Source organism: Providencia sp. PROV175 (assembly GCF_032707045.1).
GTDB classification, from domain to species: Bacteria; Pseudomonadota; Gammaproteobacteria; order Enterobacterales; family Enterobacteriaceae; genus Providencia; species Providencia hangzhouensis.
In genome coordinates, this window is record NZ_CP120533.1 from 2,900,613 (window position 1) to 2,916,759 (window position 16,147).

General features: G+C 42.2%; 19 protein-coding genes, 1 pseudogene and 1 CRISPR repeat array. Of the genes and pseudogenes, 13 read left to right on the top strand and 7 right to left on the bottom strand.

The window, feature by feature from the left end; translation table 11 throughout:
• Nucleotides 1-47: 47 nt before the first annotated feature.
• From cspA to fliE, 3 genes are all read right to left on the bottom strand, one after another.
• Complete coding sequence (gene cspA, locus P3L44_RS13160) at nt 48-260, bottom strand: RNA chaperone/antiterminator CspA (RefSeq protein ID WP_036957846.1); 213 nt, start codon at nt 258-260, stop codon at nt 48-50.
• A 283-nt stretch (nt 261-543) separates the two neighbouring features.
• Complete coding sequence (locus P3L44_RS13165) at nt 544-756, bottom strand: AAA family ATPase (RefSeq protein WP_180359460.1); 213 nt, start codon at nt 754-756, stop codon at nt 544-546.
• Between the two features lie 455 nt (nt 757-1,211).
• Nucleotides 1,212-1,523 (bottom strand): flagellar hook-basal body complex protein FliE, encoded by a 312-nt coding sequence (gene fliE / locus P3L44_RS13170; protein WP_272661467.1) that lies wholly within the window; start codon nt 1,521-1,523, stop codon nt 1,212-1,214.
• A gap of 247 nt (nt 1,524-1,770) precedes the next feature.
• Here fliE and fliF point away from each other — a divergent pair, with 247 nt between their 5' ends.
• The 13 genes and pseudogenes from fliF (at nt 1,771) to fliR (ending at nt 12,726) form a co-directional block, all read left to right on the top strand.
• The gene (gene fliF, locus P3L44_RS13175) at nt 1,771-3,456 is read left to right on the top strand and encodes a flagellar basal-body MS-ring/collar protein FliF (protein ID WP_272661466.1); all 1,686 of its coding nucleotides are present in this window, start codon (nt 1,771-1,773) and stop codon (nt 3,454-3,456) included.
• Nucleotides 3,453-4,446, top strand: a pseudogene (gene fliG, locus P3L44_RS13180) (flagellar motor switch protein FliG). The gene fliF and the pseudogene fliG overlap by 4 nt, the downstream one beginning before the upstream one ends.
• Complete coding sequence (gene fliH, locus P3L44_RS13185) at nt 4,439-5,167, top strand: flagellar assembly protein FliH (RefSeq protein WP_136135208.1); 729 nt, start codon at nt 4,439-4,441, stop codon at nt 5,165-5,167. Before fliG ends, fliH begins: the two are co-directional and overlap by 8 nt.
• The gene (fliI, locus tag P3L44_RS13190; RefSeq protein WP_272661465.1) at nt 5,164-6,528 is read left to right on the top strand and encodes a flagellar protein export ATPase FliI; all 1,365 of its coding nucleotides are present in this window, start codon (nt 5,164-5,166) and stop codon (nt 6,526-6,528) included. The genes fliH and fliI overlap by 4 nt, the downstream gene beginning before the upstream one ends.
• Before the next feature lie 11 nt (nt 6,529-6,539).
• Entirely contained in the window at nt 6,540-6,983 is a 444-nt protein-coding gene (gene fliJ / locus P3L44_RS13195) for a flagellar export protein FliJ (protein ID WP_094961182.1), read from the top strand.
• Nucleotides 6,984-8,351: a flagellar hook-length control protein FliK gene (locus P3L44_RS13200; RefSeq protein ID WP_272661464.1), complete on the top strand. Its 1,368-nt coding sequence runs from the start codon at nt 6,984-6,986 to the stop codon at nt 8,349-8,351. It abuts the gene before it with no gap.
• Between the two features lie 162 nt (nt 8,352-8,513).
• Nucleotides 8,514-8,993 (top strand): flagellar basal body-associated protein FliL, encoded by a 480-nt coding sequence (fliL, locus tag P3L44_RS13205; protein WP_140170707.1) that lies wholly within the window; start codon nt 8,514-8,516, stop codon nt 8,991-8,993.
• 5 nt (nt 8,994-8,998) lie between these two features.
• Nucleotides 8,999-10,006: a flagellar motor switch protein FliM gene (gene fliM / locus P3L44_RS13210; RefSeq protein WP_094961179.1), complete on the top strand. Its 1,008-nt coding sequence runs from the start codon at nt 8,999-9,001 to the stop codon at nt 10,004-10,006.
• Nucleotides 9,999-10,415: a flagellar motor switch protein FliN gene (gene fliN, locus P3L44_RS13215; RefSeq protein WP_004255621.1), complete on the top strand. Its 417-nt coding sequence runs from the start codon at nt 9,999-10,001 to the stop codon at nt 10,413-10,415. The genes fliM and fliN overlap by 8 nt, the downstream gene beginning before the upstream one ends.
• 22 nt (nt 10,416-10,437) lie before the next feature.
• Nucleotides 10,438-10,896 carry a flagellar biosynthetic protein FliO gene (fliO, locus tag P3L44_RS13220; protein WP_180359461.1) on the top strand — a complete coding sequence of 153 codons (459 nt, stop codon included), beginning with the start codon at nt 10,438-10,440 and terminating at the stop codon, nt 10,894-10,896.
• A 12-nt stretch (nt 10,897-10,908) separates the two neighbouring features.
• Complete coding sequence (fliP, locus tag P3L44_RS13225) at nt 10,909-11,652, top strand: flagellar type III secretion system pore protein FliP (RefSeq protein ID WP_094961178.1); 744 nt, start codon at nt 10,909-10,911, stop codon at nt 11,650-11,652.
• Nucleotides 11,653-11,674: 22 nt separating this feature from the next.
• Nucleotides 11,675-11,944 carry a flagellar biosynthesis protein FliQ gene (gene fliQ, locus P3L44_RS13230; RefSeq protein ID WP_004255630.1) on the top strand — a complete coding sequence of 90 codons (270 nt, stop codon included), beginning with the start codon at nt 11,675-11,677 and terminating at the stop codon, nt 11,942-11,944.
• A gap of 2 nt (nt 11,945-11,946) precedes the next feature.
• Nucleotides 11,947-12,726 carry a flagellar biosynthetic protein FliR gene (gene fliR, locus P3L44_RS13235; RefSeq protein WP_140170708.1) on the top strand — a complete coding sequence of 260 codons (780 nt, stop codon included), beginning with the start codon at nt 11,947-11,949 and terminating at the stop codon, nt 12,724-12,726.
• 426 nt (nt 12,727-13,152) lie between these two features.
• Here the strand turns inward: fliR and P3L44_RS13240 are convergent, their stop codons facing one another.
• The 4 genes from P3L44_RS13240 to csy3 all read right to left on the bottom strand — a co-directional run bounded on the left by P3L44_RS13240 (nt 13,153) and on the right by csy3 (nt 16,147).
• A complete protein-coding gene (locus P3L44_RS13240; RefSeq protein ID WP_140170709.1) occupies nt 13,153-13,425 on the bottom strand; it encodes a helix-turn-helix domain-containing protein in 273 nt (90 codons plus the stop codon).
• A complete protein-coding gene (locus P3L44_RS13245) occupies nt 13,412-13,738 on the bottom strand; it encodes a type II toxin-antitoxin system RelE/ParE family toxin (protein WP_272661463.1) in 327 nt (108 codons plus the stop codon). The genes P3L44_RS13240 and P3L44_RS13245 overlap by 14 nt, the downstream gene beginning before the upstream one ends.
• 165 nt (nt 13,739-13,903) lie before the next feature.
• A CRISPR array of direct repeats spans nt 13,904-14,351; the repeat unit is 28 nt; unit sequence TTTCTAAGCCGCCTGTGTGGCGGTGAAC.
• A 129-nt stretch (nt 14,352-14,480) separates the two neighbouring features.
• Nucleotides 14,481-15,116 (bottom strand): type I-F CRISPR-associated endoribonuclease Cas6/Csy4, encoded by a 636-nt coding sequence (gene cas6f / locus P3L44_RS13250; RefSeq protein WP_140170711.1) that lies wholly within the window; start codon nt 15,114-15,116, stop codon nt 14,481-14,483.
• 8 nt (nt 15,117-15,124) lie between these two features.
• On the bottom strand, nt 15,125-16,147 hold the full coding sequence (csy3, locus tag P3L44_RS13255; protein WP_272661462.1) for a type I-F CRISPR-associated protein Csy3: 1,023 nt from the start codon (nt 16,145-16,147) through the stop codon (nt 15,125-15,127).

Below are 16,147 nucleotides of genomic sequence, written 5' to 3' on the forward strand. Positions count from 1 at the left end.
ACCTCGCATTTAGCGAGGTTTTTGAATGCTTAGCGATTCGTTTATCGTTATTTAGCGATAACGTTAGCTGCTGCAGGGCCTTTAGCACCATTTTCAATGGTGAATGAAACTTGTTGGCCTTCTGCTAATGATTTGAAGTTATCACTTTGAATTGCAGAAAAGTGAACAAATACATCTTTGCTGCCGTCTGCAGGAGTGATAAAACCAAAACCTTTATCATCGTTAAACCATTTTACTGTACCAGTCATTGTATTAGACATAGAATTTCCTTTAATTTTTTAAAATTGCCATAAGGCATGTTGCGGTTTGTTCTTGTGGTACTTATGGGAATTAATTAGAAGGAATTCGCAATGAAGTGGTATCTGAGATAACGCTTAATGGTGAACATCTTAAAACTGACTAACATAAATAGGCCTGTACTTCCAAACCAGTGAGCATATTAAGCCACACTTATAACCAAATGGCAAATTTTATTTTCACATCAATTCAAGAAACAAATAGTTTGCTATTTATCCGAACCTAAAAGAAAGCACATCTTCAGGTTTAGTACCTATCAAAAACACCATAATCAGGTCTTTCTCCCCTCATCACCGCTCGCTGTTGCTCATGTACCGCTTCTCTATCGACTCTTTTTTGTTCGGATGAACGGGCGTCTTTATGCGGCTTTGGCCATGTTGGTTTATCAGGCTCGAAAGAAGGCGTAAATGTACAACCCGTAATTAAAAATAGACAAAATAGCGAAGAGATTACTTTCATAATGGCTTTTATTTTTCCAATACAGTGATTAAGTAAAAACACTTAATCATGATACCGATGTTTATCATTTATCTAAATCATTATTTGGATACTACATTAGTAAAATGACCATTGATAATTCACAATAACAATATATAAAGTAGGATTTAAGATAACAAAAAAGCCGCATCACGCAGCTTTTAAAGCTTGTAATCCATTACAGTTATGATTGACTACTTTTTTCAGTTGGGTCAAACGCAAGCCCACCAGCAAATACAAATGATAACCCAACAATAACGAACGAAACCATAACAAAACACTTATCAATAAATCGTTTCATACTGTTATTCCTATGCTTGATCATCGAATTAAAATATGCAAACCGATTATTATTGGCAATAAAAAATTACCCCATTACTTTCCCAACAGAGTACTGAAAAATCAATTAATTTATTACATTCGAATAGATAGTAAAATCACACTGGCATAGACATAATTTCTTGATACGCCGCCACGAGCTTATTACGTACTTGAATTCCCATTTGTAAACTTAAACTTGCTTTTTGCATATCAACCATCACGTCATTTAAGGAAATATCTTGCATTCCTAACGTAAAGTTTTCAACTTGCTTAGCTGAATCATTACGTGTTTTATTAATTTGATTTACGGAAGCAACTAGGTGATCAGCAAATCCAACTGGCTCTATTACGGGTTTAATTGGGTTAGTGGCTTGGGTTGCCACGACATTTAATTGTGAAATAACCCCTTCAATCGCTTGAACTGTCATTCGATTCTCTTCTTATTAAATTAATGTGAATTTATCAATAACCTATATTGGCTAGCTTAGCCTACCACACCCTTTTTAACTTGAAGCCGATAAATAACACCAATTTTATAGGCTGATTCCGTCATTAGAACCCCTTAAAACAAGAAATAATAGCAAAGTGAAAAAGTGACGTTACGAAGAGGGAAATAACATTGTTTCACCAAAAGTATTTTCATCCGTCTAGTAGTCTGCCAAGCAGGGAATATTTATGAGTGCCGCATCTAAAGACACAGGGGAGGCCAAAAAGGGTTTTGCCTCTATAGTTGAAAGGATTAAAGCTGATCCTAAAATACCGTTAATGATTGCGGCGGCTGCGGCTGTTTCAATTATTGTCGCCCTTCTCCTCTGGCTACGCAGCCCTGATTACCGTGTACTTCTTAGCAATTTAAGTGCTAAAGATGGTGGCGATATTGTTGGCCAGCTAACTCAGATGAATGTGCCATATCAAATTGCTGATAATGGCAGCGCTATTTTAGTTCCTGCAGATAAAGTGCATGAATTACGTTTAAAACTCGCTCAATCAGGTTTACCTAAAGGTGGCAATACTGGTTTTGAATTATTAGATAAAGAACAATTCGGTATCAGCCAATTTAGTGAGCAAATCAATTACCAACGTGCATTAGAGGGTGAACTCTCTCGTACTATTGAATCCCTAAGCCCAGTACAAAGTGCTCGGGTGCATTTAGCAATTCCTAAACCCACCTTATTTGTGCGTGAGCAAAAGCTACCAACGGCCTCTGTGACGGTCGGTTTACTACCGGGAAGAATGCTTGATGAAGGGCAAATCAGCGCTATTGTCCATATGGTATCAAGTAGCGTAACAGGCCTAACCTCTAGTAATGTCATTATTGTTGACCAAGCGGGTCGCTTACTCACCAATAACGATAATAGCCAGCAATCGGCGAACAGCGCACAAATCAAAATGACTAAAGAGATGGAATCCCATCTCAAACAGCGCATTGAAGATATTCTGTCACCGTTAGTGGGTCGTGCCAATATTCATGCCCAAGTCACCGCACAAATGGATTTCTCGAAAGTCGAACAAACTTCAGAGGAATATAAGCCTAACCAAACGCCAGATAGTGCGGCCATTCGTTCCCGCCAAAACAGCCAAAGTATGCAAAATAACAATGGCGGAACCGGTGGAGTGCCAGGTGCGCTTTCAAATCAACCCGTTAGTGCACCAAGTGCACCTATTGAAACCAATAAAGACAATAAAGATGGCGCTCAAACGGCGAATAACCGTAATAGTGTCTCGAACTCGCAAAGCGATGAAACCACAAATTACGAAGTAGATCGCAAAATTAGTCACACTCAACGGCAAATTGGTGTCGTCGATAGGCTCTCGGTCGCAGTTATTGTCAATTACCATTCACAAGATGGTGAAAATGGCCCAGAAATGAAGCCATTGCCACCAGAGATGCTGCAACAAATTGAAGCATTGACACGCGAAGCAATGGGCTTTTCCACTGCACGTGGGGATTCTCTCAACATTACTAATTCATTGTTTACCAATGAGGCTCCGGTTGAAGAAGCACCTTCGTTGCTTGAAAGCCCACAATTTATTGCTCAGTTACTGGATTACGGAAAAATACTGCTTATTGCCATTATTGCTTGGTTTATGTGGCGTTTCGGTATCAAACCTCAATGGGTTAAATACCGAAAAGCACAACAAGCCCAAGCTGAAGCCGAGGTTTTTGTTGCCACACAACTGAAAACACCGCTCGTGGTTGATGAAGCGATTGATGAAGAAATGGATGAGCAAACACGCCGTCGCCTGACTCGTCAACGTGTTAGTGCTGAGATCCAAAGCCAACGTATCCGTGAAATGGCAGAAAAAGACCCACAAATCGTGGCAATGGTTATCCGTCAGTGGTTAGAAAAATCCCAATGAGTTTAAGTGGAACAGAAAAAAGTGCCGTGATGTTAATGACGCTCGGTGAAGACCAGGCTGCGGAAGTATTTAAGCACCTGAATCCTAAAGAAGTTCAGCAATTGAGTATGGCAGTGTCAAACATGCGCCAAATCTCAAATAATGAATTGGCAGAAGTATTAACTGAATTTGAAGAGTCAGCGATTCAATTCGCAGCTCTCAATATCAACACGAATGACTATCTGCGTTCTGTATTGGTGAAAGCACTTGGCGAAGAACGCGCCGCAAGCTTACTTGAGGACATCTTTGAAAAACAAGAAACCACGTCAGGGATCGAAAGCCTCAACTATATGGAACCCCAAACCGTTGCCGATATTATCCGTGATGAACATCCGCAAATTATCGCGACTATTTTGGTTCACTTAAAACGCAATCTTGCAGCGGATGTCCTCGAATTATTCGAAGAGCGCCAACGCAACGATATTATGCTACGTATCGCCACCTTTGGTGGTGTCCAACCTTGCTGCATTGGCGGAATTGACCGAAGTATTGAACAACTTACTGGATGGCCAAAACCTCAAACGCAGCAAAATGGGTGGTGTGAGAACTGCGGCAGAAATCATCAACCTGATGAAAAGCCAGCAAGAAGAAAGCGTTATCGATGCAATGCGTGATTACGATGGTGAGCTTGCTCAACGTATTATTGACGAAATGTTCCTATTCGAAAACCTTATCGAGGTGGACAACCGCAGCATTCAACGTATTTTGCAGGATGTTTCGACAGACTCGCTGGTTATTGCCCTCAAAGGTAGCAACCAAGCACTACGCGACCACTTCCTCAACAATATGGCCGCTCGCGCTGCAGAAATCGTGCGCGACGATTTGGAATCACGTTCTCCTGTGCGTATGTCTCAAGTGGAAAACGAACAAAAAGCCATTTTGCTTATCGTTCGTCGTTTAGTCGAAAAAGGCGAAATCGCGATAGGTGGTGGAGACGACGTCTATGTCTAAGTCAACAATTCCAAATGACCAATGGCAGCCTTGGCAGCTTCGTGAGCTTAATCAATGGGATCTCAACTCAGGCATTCCTGCATTAAGTGATGTTCCTGAGCCTGACGCGCCAAAAGTCCCGTGCCTTGAACCAAAAGAAGTGTTAGAGCAAATTAATTTGCTCGATAACATCAAGGAAGATGCACAGCGGACGGGTTACCAACAAGGGCATGAAAAAGGCCAGCAAGAAGGTTACCAAGCTGGTTTTGAGCAAGGCTTACGAGCTGGAGAAGAACAAGGGCGTGAGCAGGCACTTGCTTTGCAACAACCTGTGATTGAAACATGGCAAAAACTGCTGTCTGAATTCAATTATTCTCTCGATACCTTTGATACGGTGGTGACCACTAAACTGTTGCAGATAGCGTTGACTGCGGCTAAGCAAGTTTTAGGTCAATCCACCGTTTGTGATGGCACCGCATTGTTGGAGGAAATCAGCCAGTTACTCCAACAAAAACCGATTTTTGCTGGGCGGCCTGAACTACACGTCAACCCAAATCATTTTGAATTGATTGAACAGCATCTCGGTTCCCTACTCAACTTGAACGGCTGGCGCTTAGTCGCTGATCCTAAACTGCATATCGGTGGCTGCCGAGTCGTCGCAGAAGACGGTGAAATCGATATGACTGTGGCAACACGTTGGCAAGAATTGTGCCGTTTATATGCACCGGAGAGCTTTTCATGACGGCACGATTGGGACGCTGGATTGCTTCGTTGGACGATTTAGAATCGCGGATGAAAGGGATCCCGATGGTGCGTCGTTATGGCCGCCTCACAAAAATCACTGGCTTAGTGATGGAAGCCGAAGGCATTAAAATGCCTTTGGGGGCAACCTGCTTTATTGAACGCTCAATTAATGGCGGCTCAGATGAAGTGGTGTGTGAAGTCGTCGGTTTTAACGGCCCAAGAATGTTATTGATGCCATTAGCCGACCTCGAGGGGATCGCCCCGGGTGCCCGTGTTTATGCACAATCAACCGGTGATGACGGACAAACTAGCCGCTTACTCCCTATTGGTAATGAATTATTAGGCAGAGTACTTGATGCCCAAGGTAATCCATTAGATGGAAAAGGCCCCTTAGAGGTAAAAACACGCGCGCCATTAATTACCCCACCAATTAACCCATTAGAACGAACGCCTATTAGTAATGTATTGGATGTCGGTGTTCGTGCAATCAATGCATTATTAACCGTCGGTCGCGGCCAACGTATGGGGCTATTTGCTGGCTCTGGTGTGGGTAAAAGCGTATTACTTGGCATGATGGCACGCTTTACACAAGCCGATATTATCGTAGTCGGGTTGATTGGTGAACGTGGTCGTGAAGTCAAAGATTTCATTGAAAATATCTTAGGGGCTGATGGCTTAAAACGTGCCGTTGTCGTTGCAGCGCCAGCCGATGTGTCTCCTCTATTGCGCATGCAAGGCGCCTCTTATGCCACTCGTATCGCTGAGTATTTTCGCGATAAAGGTTTAAATGTGCTGTTGATTATGGACTCACTCACTCGCTACAGCATGGCACAACGGGAAATTGCGTTAGCCGTGGGTGAACCACCAGCAACGAAAGGCTATCCACCTTCTGTATTTGCCAAATTACCAGCATTAGTTGAGCGTGCAGGGAATGGGAAAAATGGTGGGTCAATTACCGCTTTCTATACCGTTTTAACGGAAGGGGATGACCAACAAGACCCAATTGCTGACTCGGCTCGCGCCATTTTGGATGGCCATATTGTACTTTCACGTTCACTGGCAGAGTCAGGGCACTACCCTGCAATAGATATCGAGGCATCTATCAGCCGAGCAATGACGGAGCTCATTCCTAAAGAGCATTACCGAAAAATTCAACGTTTCAAGCAGTTAACGTCTAGTTATCAACGCAACCGAGATTTAATTAACGTCGGTGCGTACGCCATGGGCAGTGACCCCATGTTGGATACAGCAATTCAATATTACCCACGGATGTCGAAGTTCTTGCAGCAAGATATTGATGAGCGATGTGATTATCAAACCGCATGCGAACAGTTGACACAAGTGGTTCCCAACGAATAACGAGGGGATAAATGGCCAAAAATAATGCCTTAACAACATTACTCACCTTAGCTGTTGAAGCCTCGGAAGAAGCAGCGAAAGTGTTAGCTCAAGTACGCCAAACCCACACCCAAATGGCGCAGCAACTAAATATGTTGGAAAACTACCAATCCGAATATCGTCAAAAACTCAACCAAACCTTGCATACGGGGATGGAATCGGATAAGTGGCAGAATTATCAGCAATTTTTGGTCACATTGGAACTGACCATTGAGCAACAGCAACAGCAGCTAAATTTATGGGAGCAACGCGTTAACGAAGCTAACCGCCATTGGCAAGAAAAACAACAGCGTGTCAATGCGTTCGATACGTTAATTCAACGTGCTGAACATACTGAATACCAACGTCAAAACCGCTTAGAACAAAAGCAAATGGATGAATTTGCTCAACGAGCGACTTTACGGAGACCTCAATAAATGGACATCAACGCCCTGAATGTGCCAACCGCATCATCGACTAAAAATGGCAATATACAACAAAATGAATCGCGCGCTGATGAAAATCTAGCCCCTGCACTCCCCTTTCAAGCCATGCTTGATAACCAGCAACCAATTGAAAAACAAAACGTTACTAATCAACCTGTTAATGAAGAAGCTCTTAATAAAGACATTGTCGACAACAAATTGGCAATAGCGGGTAAAGAAACGATAGAGCAAACCCAAGCTGGACAAAAAACGGCTGAAAGTGCCATTGAGCAACTGAACTTTAGCCGTAACTTGCGTGCTGATAGCGTGCAAACTGCACTTAACACTGAGCTACTAACAGGCAAAGATGCCAACGAGCAAGCGTGGTTAAATAGCCTAAAACAGTCATTAACTGGCCAAGTACAAGCAACGGCAAATACAACTATTAAAACAGAAGCACACCCGGTTTTAGGCGCATTTACCCAAAAAATGCAGCACCTAACGGATAATGCAGATGGCATCATTAATGAAGATGATGGCAAACATCTGGAAGGTTCACAGCAACAAATCGCAGGCGAAGAAGATGGCCCAGAACTTGGGGTATTTATTAAGAATGAAAAAGAAGAACGTCGTGACCAGCCTCTTTTTCCCTTTGATAACCCACGAGATATACGCAGTAAAAATTTAACTGCTGATTTCATGCCATTGAATAAAAAAGTGAGTGATAAAGACCCAGTATTAAACCTACAAAATGTTTCAAGTGAAGCCCTGAACCAAACCGCAAAAGGCGCATTTACACTACAAACTGAGACTGGTGCTTTTACCACCACATCCTCACAGCATACAACGACCGCGCCAGTTAGCATGATGCCAACGACATCAACAGCCCAAGCGGCAACCATAAATGCGCCAACGGCTGCTCCAACCATGCATTTAGCCAGCCAATTAGGTAGCGAAGCGTGGCAGCAGCAATTAAGCCAACATATGTTATTTTTCTCTCGCCAAGGAATATCTCAGGCACAAATTCGCTTGCACCCTGAAGAGTTAGGATCACTAAATGTGCATTTACGCATCGAAGATAACCAAGCAGTAATGCATTTTGTCTCTCCACATAGTCATGTACGTGCAGCCATGGAATCCATGATGCCAGTGCTACGCAGTGCGCTACAAGAAAGTGGTATTCATCTTGCTCAAGGCTCTGTTGGCCAAGATAACTTGAACCAGCAATCCGATAGCTCTCAGCAAAATGCGCACCAAAACGATGGCCAAATTCAAGCGACACATCCATCCGTTGGTGCTGTTGGTATCAGCGAAACAAATTCGACAGTTTCACCTAAAACAGTGGCATCAAGACAGGGTGGCATTAACACTTTTGCATAAAAAACAAACGAATCGCGGTAATTTCCTAGCTAAAGCGCCGAGTTACCGCCTTTTTGTTTCGTTTTTCACTCCTTTAACTCTTGGCAACCAAGCCATAATGCTAGAGATCATAACGTAAAAACCCATTTGGGTTTAGCATCCAAGAAACAGGAATTCAGCTAAATGTCGTCGAGCAAAAAATCAAAAAGTTCCAACAAAGGGTTGCTTATTCTATTTGCCCTTCTTGCCCTTGCTGGCGCAGGGTTTGGGGGTTATACCTGGTGGACGACACAACAAGGCACGCAAACGGCGAGTGAGGAAGAAAAGCGCCCGAACATGCCACAACCCATTTTTATGGAGTTAGAGCCATTTACCGTCAATTTGGCAGGTGCAGCCGATGCACCTGATCGTGTGCTTTATATCCATGTGACTTTGCGACTTGCGAACGAAAAATCGCGCAAACAACTTCATGAATACCTCCCTGAAGTGCGTAGCCGTTTGTTACTGCTACTTTCAGAGCAAAAAGTAAAAAATATTGAGACGCATGAAGGTAAGTTGCAGTTAATGAAAGATATCAAGCAAACACTCACCCCTACCCTGATCCCAGGTGATACCGATCAGGATATTTCTGATGTGTTATTTACTACTTTTATTCTGCGGTAATATTCATGAGCGATAATATTTTATCTCAGGCCGAAATTGATGCGCTGCTTAATGATGATGCACCATCAAGCAGTACGCCTGTGCCAGAGACTCAAGGGAAAGATAATGTTCGCCCTTACGACCCGAATACTCAACGTCGAGTTATTCGGGAGCGAATGCAGTCTCTCGAAATCATTAATGAACGTTTTGCTCGCCAGTTCCGTATGGGTTTGTTCAATATGTTACGTCGCAGCCCAGATATTACGGTGGGCGGTATTAAAATTGAACCTTACCATGAGTTTGCGCGTAATTTACCCGTACCGACTAACTTAAACTTAATCCATATGCCGCCTTTACGAGGCACGGCACTGTTTACCTTTGAGCCCGCATTAGTTTACATCGCTGTCGACAATCTATTTGGTGGAGACGGCCGCTTTCCTGTACGGCAAGAAGGTAAAGAGTTTACCAATACTGAACAACGCATTATCAATCGCATGCTCAAGTTAGCTTTAGGGGCTTATCGCGATGCTTGGAAGCCAATCGCTGATATTGAAGTGGAATATGTACGTTCTGAAATCCAAGTCAAATTCACTAATATCACCACCTCCCCTAATGACATTGTCGTTACCACACCGTTTTTAGTGGAGATAGGCAATACCGTTGGTGAATTCAGTATTTGTATTCCGATCGCCATGATTGAGCCATTACGTGAACGTTTAATAAACCCACCAATGGAACAAGGCCACCAAGAAAATGAAACTTGGGTCACCAACCTTGTCACCCAAGTGAAACGTTCTGAACTTGAATTGGTTGCCAACTTTGTTGACATTCCAATGCGAATTTCTCGCTTACTGCAACTGCAAAAAGGGGATGTGATCCCAATTGAGAAACCTGACCGCCTCATCGTTAATGTTGATGGCGTTCCCGTATTAACCAGTCAATACGGTACTCAAAATGGTCAGTATGCATTGCGTGTAGAACATTTGATTAACCCTGTATTAAACACTCTAGATGAGGAAAGTACCAATGAGTGAGGCGAAGAACTCTCCTGATGCATCAACCAATCACGACAGTGAAGACCTGTGGGCTGAAGCGCTGGAACAGCAAAAAAAAGCGGAATCCGCCTCAGCTGGTGCACAGGCTTTCGACAACTTTGATGGACAAAACCCGCTAAATCAACTGTCTGATATCGATATGATCATGGACATTCCTGTCCGTCTTTCAGTTGAATTGGGTCGCACTAAAATGACCATTAAAAAACTACTGAGCTTATCCCAAGGTTCTGTAGTTTCTCTGGATGGCTTAGCGGGTGAGCCACTGGATATTCTGATCAATGGCTATTTAATTGCGCAGGGAGAAGTGGTCGTGGTTTCAGATAATTACGGTATTCGTATTACTGACATCATTACGCCTTCCGAACGTATGCGCCGTTTAAGTCGTTAATTAACCACGTGAGTCGCTGATAATGGCAATACCCAATCAAACTGAGCAGGCACCGATATCTGTGCCTTTTTTATCAACAACCGTTTCCTCCGGTGAACCTAATACTCCTGCTATTGACCACAATGATAGCTTAACGCAGATATCAGGGGCTTTAGGGGGGATCATTTTATTGATACTAGCAGGTGCTTGGTTGGTGAAAAAATTAGGATTTGCTCCCCAAAAAATGGGCAAGGAGCAAATCGTAAAAGTCAAAAGCCGTTGCTCATTAGGTAATAAAGAACGCGTTGTGGTTGTTGAGGTGAATAATGAGTGTTTGGTATTAGGTGTTACCACACAAAATATCAGCCTCTTACACCAATACCCGGCTGCACCTGAAGTCGTTGAGACATTGCCAACTGAACCGCTCACCTTTCAGTCTTTATTAAAGAAAAAACAAGAGGCTGCAAAATGTGCGGCTTCAGTTACACTTATGCATAAGTAATCGGAAGGGCTCATGTTACCTCTAAAATCTTTACTCACGATTACTACCCTCTTGTTTTTATTGCCAAACTCCGCTTCTGCGGCACTACCAGCCATTATTAGCCATTCAATGGCTGATGGCGGACAAACTTGGTCTTTACCTGTTCAAACGCTTTTATTTTTGACCTTATTAGGCTTTATTCCCGCCTTATTATTAATGATGACCAGTTTTACCCGCATCATTATTGTTTTAGGTTTATTGCGTAACGCACTCGGAACGCCCTCCGCTCCACCGAACCAAGTCTTATTGGGTTTAGCACTGTTTTTGACCTTTTTTGTGATGTCACCCGTTGCCGACCAAGTGTATCGTGAAGCCTACCAGCCTTTTAGCGAAGACAAAATTAGCCTCGAAACCGCTTTAGAGAAAGGGACAGCACCCTTAAGAACCTTTATGTTAGGGCAAACACGCGAATCCGACTTAGCCCTATTCGCAAGAATAGCTAAGGTAGGTGAAATTCAAGAAGCGAAAGATGTTCCATTACGTATTTTAGTCCCAGCCTTTATTACCAGCGAACTAAAAACCGCATTCCAAATTGGTTTTACTATTTTTATTCCATTTTTAATCATCGACTTAGTCGTTGCCAGTGTCTTAATGGCATTAGGGATGATGATGGTTCCCCCCGCAACAGTTTCCTTGCCATTCAAATTAATGTTGTTTGTATTAGTTGATGGTTGGCAACTATTGCTTGGCTCATTATCGCAAAGCTTTTTTAATTAGGATTATTTTACTCGGAGTAGTTATGACACCTGAATCAGTAATGGCGATGGGAACTGAAGCGATGAAAATTGCGCTGATGCTAGCTGCCCCTTTGTTATTAGCCGCTTTGGCGGCGGGTTTAATTATCAGCTTACTGCAAGCCGCCACGCAAGTGAATGAAATGACACTGTCTTTTATTCCTAAAATTTTGTCGGTTATTTCTGTGATTATTATTGCAGGGCCTTGGATGCTGAATTTGCTTACCGATTATATGCGCTCGTTGTTGAGCAATTTACCGTTTATTATTGGCTAACAATGCTAACCATTACCAGCGAAACACTCACATTGTGGCTAAGCCAAGGTTTTTACCCTTTCATACGCCTTTTGGCGCTGCTTGGTACAGCGCCCTTTTTTAATGAAAAACAGGCGATTACCAAAGTTCGCGTTGCATTGGCTTTTTTTGTTGTGTTGATTGTTTCCCCACAACTTCCTGTCGTGAATATTCCTCTATTTTCTGCTATGGGGTTATGGGTCATCGTGCAGCAAATGGTGATTGGTATTGCGATGGGACTCACAATGCAAATGGCATTTGCTGCCGTGCGCCATGCGGGGGAAGTGATTGGTTTGCAAATGGGGTTATCTTTCGCCACCTTTTTTGACCCAACTGGCGGGCCCAATATGCCAATTTTAGGTCGCATATTTAACGTAATTACTATTTTATTGTTTCTCGCTTTCGATGGGCACTTGTGGCTTATTTATATTGTAGTCAATTCATTTGAACTGCTCCCAATTCAAACCGCACCATTAAATCGCGATGGTTTTTGGGTATTTGTCCAATTTGCTAACACCATATTTATTAATGGGTTAATGTTGGCTTTACCGTTTATCACCTTATTTTTAATTCTAAACCTTGCTTTGGGTATTCTAAACCGCATGACCCCGCAGCTATCGGTGTTTGTGGTCGGTTTTCCTTTAACGCTTACCATTGGAATTAGTATGTTAGGGCTGATTATTTCTATCCTCCCGCGCTATACCGAGCGTTTGGTCCACCAAGCTTTCGAGCAGTTATCGTTGATGTTTAATTTGTTTGTTTGAGTATCGATACTTAATCAATTAATTAGTTAGTAAAACCATTTGGTAACTCTAATTATTAAGGTAAATCTATAAAAGCTTATTTCTAATTCAAAATTCATTGTTTACTCCTAATTTTAAGTACTAATACCCATTATTTTTTTCAGGCGATAAATTAAAGAAAGAGAGCCGCCTATATGGCGGTAACGATACCCATTATTTATTTCATTTCTAAGCTATCAAAACAAGTGATAGTTACGAATACATCTAACACTAAATTTAACTTAGGTAAAAGATGGTAAAATCACGTAAAAACGACCTTGAGGTCATATTTTTTCAATTTAATCATGTAAAAACGCCCCGTGTAGTAGAGCCCCTTCACTGCTATTTATGTTATTTAACCAAATTTCTAAGCTGGCAGTGCAGTAATTACGACAAAAATAAATAATCTTAAAGGGCAATTATTGGGTTTTTAATTCCACATGCAGCAGCATACTTTACAATGCTTTTAATGCTCGCATTATTCACATTACTCTCCAACCTTGTGATAGTTGATGGATTAACTCCTATAATTTCAGCTATTTGAATTTTCGTTAACCCAGCAGACTCTCTCCACTCCTTAAGCATAGCCTGCAATTTTTCAGTTCTTATTTCTTCTTCATAAGCAGCTTGGTATTCTGGATCTTTCATCCATTCATCATGTAGCTCTTTATGTGTTTTCATCGTTTAATAGCTCCAATAAACGTTTTCTCGCTAAATAAAACTCAGACTTTGGGGTTCTTTGTGACTTTTTGATAAAGATCCTGAGCATAAAAATTGTTTTATCTTTGTGGTAAACCCATAACCCCCTAGCTATTTCACTTCCCATAGTTCTTATCTCAAACAATCCATAGCCCAATGATTTAGTATCTGGTTCTCTTAAATAATTAGCTGATAACTCTAATTTTTTAATGAGGCGGTCATATTTCACCTTGATTTTTAAAGGCAGTGCATTTGCTTCTTTTTCAGCCTCAGAATGATATTTTACAGTATACATATACCCTCATCATAATTTGCACTGTAATGCAAATTGCTTTTTAGTGCAAATCACATTCCATTGTATCGTCTGTACTACATACCGACTGCAGTAAATAGATCAGTTTCTCTGTGCTGCCTGTACGGCAGTGAACCAACAGATGCGCTAGGGGCTAACAGTTTAACATTTCTAAGCCGCCTGTGTGGCGGTGAACTCTCCGTATTCAATCTTTCCATCTTTCAATCTTTTCTAAGCCGCCTGTGTGGCGGTGAACCGTGTGTTCTTGCCGCCATATTATTTCCTAAATTTCTAAGCCGCCTGTGTGGCGGTGAACGGGTCAGTTGCAATTAGGTCAATACAATTATCTTTCTAAGCCGCCTGTGTGGCGGTGAACTGTATTGCCACATCTCCGGCTGACCATAATCATTTCTAAGCCGCCTGTGTGGCGGTGAACGTTTCTCTGCTTTATCATAGTAAAGAAAGTCATTTCTAAGCCGCCTGTGTGGCGGTGAACATCGCTCAATACCGCTAAATAATATGCAGTATTTTCTAAGCCGCCTGTGTGGCGGTGAACTTGCGATAGCAGGTGCCGCGATTGGGGGTATTTTTCTAAGCCGCCTGTGTGGCGGTGAACGATGCACTTTAAAATAAAAATAAGTGATAACAATCAATTAAGGGTATTTATTGGAAAATACCCTTTTATTTACTGGTAGTTATAACCTACTGATTTACTGACTAATTTTAAAAGAGCAAAAAGCAAAGGTCAAAAATGGGGAACCGTTGCTAAACAAACTGAGCCACTAGTTGCTTGACTAAGACCATAACAACTAAACACCCCAATTTGCTTTTGTGTAGCTTCTATCCTTTCTATAAACAAAGGAAAAGGCCGGCTTTCGACTTGCTTATCTCTGGCATGTAAACTTTCAACCCAAATAAATGGCAAACGATTGTTCGCTTTTGGCTTACTCTCAGACAATGTTTTCAAACACTGTTCCAATGGTTGCCCTGATTTTTCAGACCATAACCGTGCTTTTTGCTGCATATCGGCTTCAATTCGGCTCAGCCCTTTTACATGCTTTCGAATATAACTGACTTGAACATGCTGCTCTGGTATTGCCTGAATCGATTTAATATGAGCATAATCCATTAACCGTGCTAACCACTTTTGCAAATTTAACTGCTCAAGTTCACTTTGTGTTGTCGCATGCAAACGAATTTTTCTACCTAAGCGAAAGCCAACGCTGCCGTATTCAGGAAAGGCAACCGCAATCGCACTGTGCCCCTGAGACGTTTTATTATCCGCCAGCGCTATATGAATTTGCTGGTAAACCTTTTGCCAAAGAAAATCCAATGGGACGGTTGAGTCCGGCAATAAAGTGACCTCCTGATAATAATTCATAGCCCACCTTATTTGTCACTTTCGCCAAATACACCGCCGCGAACTAAAACCGCCATCACATAGTGTTCATCTTCAATACGCGATAGCTTTTCACCTCGCGCCCATTTATCAAAATGGGTATAAAAATCTTGTTTATCTTTTGGTGTACGATAGGCTGTTCCGAGGTTAGTGACCGCACCATAAGGCTCAATCGCGATAGCGCCTGCACCGCCTTCAGTACCATACGCAGGGTACCATGTATCAATAGAACGCAAAGCATTACCAATTTTTTGCGAATGCATCGCGGCGTGCCCATTCACATGGTACAAAATTTTGCTTTTATCTCCTTTGCCTTTATCCATCACCAGTTCTTCACTTGGATACACTTCTTGAGCTTTACCTAGTTGTGAATATGTAGTGATTTCCAGTAATAATGCGCCTTGAGGCTGCGCTAAAGCCGCCGCAATTTTTTCAGCCAATTGGTTGATTTTTTCATCTTTAGCATCAAATTGATGAATGCTATATTGTGTGGCATCAAACACCCATTCCAGTGGCTGCCCTTTGTTGAGTACTTTGACAACTACCTCGATTTGTTCAGCCCCCACACGGTTGCGCCATAAAAAACGCCCATTCGCGATATTTTGGGCGTAACGGCGAGCTAACTCCTGAAAACCTTGTTGTTCGATATATTCTTTTGCCGCTTGGGTATAACTTTGCTTGAATAATGCATTATTACAAGCCGATGGCGTTTCCACACCGCCAAGAATTTTCAAGGTAAATTGATGCACTAAGGTGTCTTGTTCAGTCCCTAACGCACAAGCATCTACTGTTTGTAAATTAGCTTTTTCCACCTCGGAGTTTAATTTTAACGGGTCATTTTTTACAGCGCCTTTTAAGCGATTTGAGATAGTGCCTCTTACCGATTTTTCTTGTAACGATAATGGCGCAAATTGCGATTTATTATCCCAGCAAGTGCCATAGAAATAACCGACCGATGGAACCAGTTTTTTTTCAAATGCTAAAACCGATGCAACATCATTATTCTTCGCCAT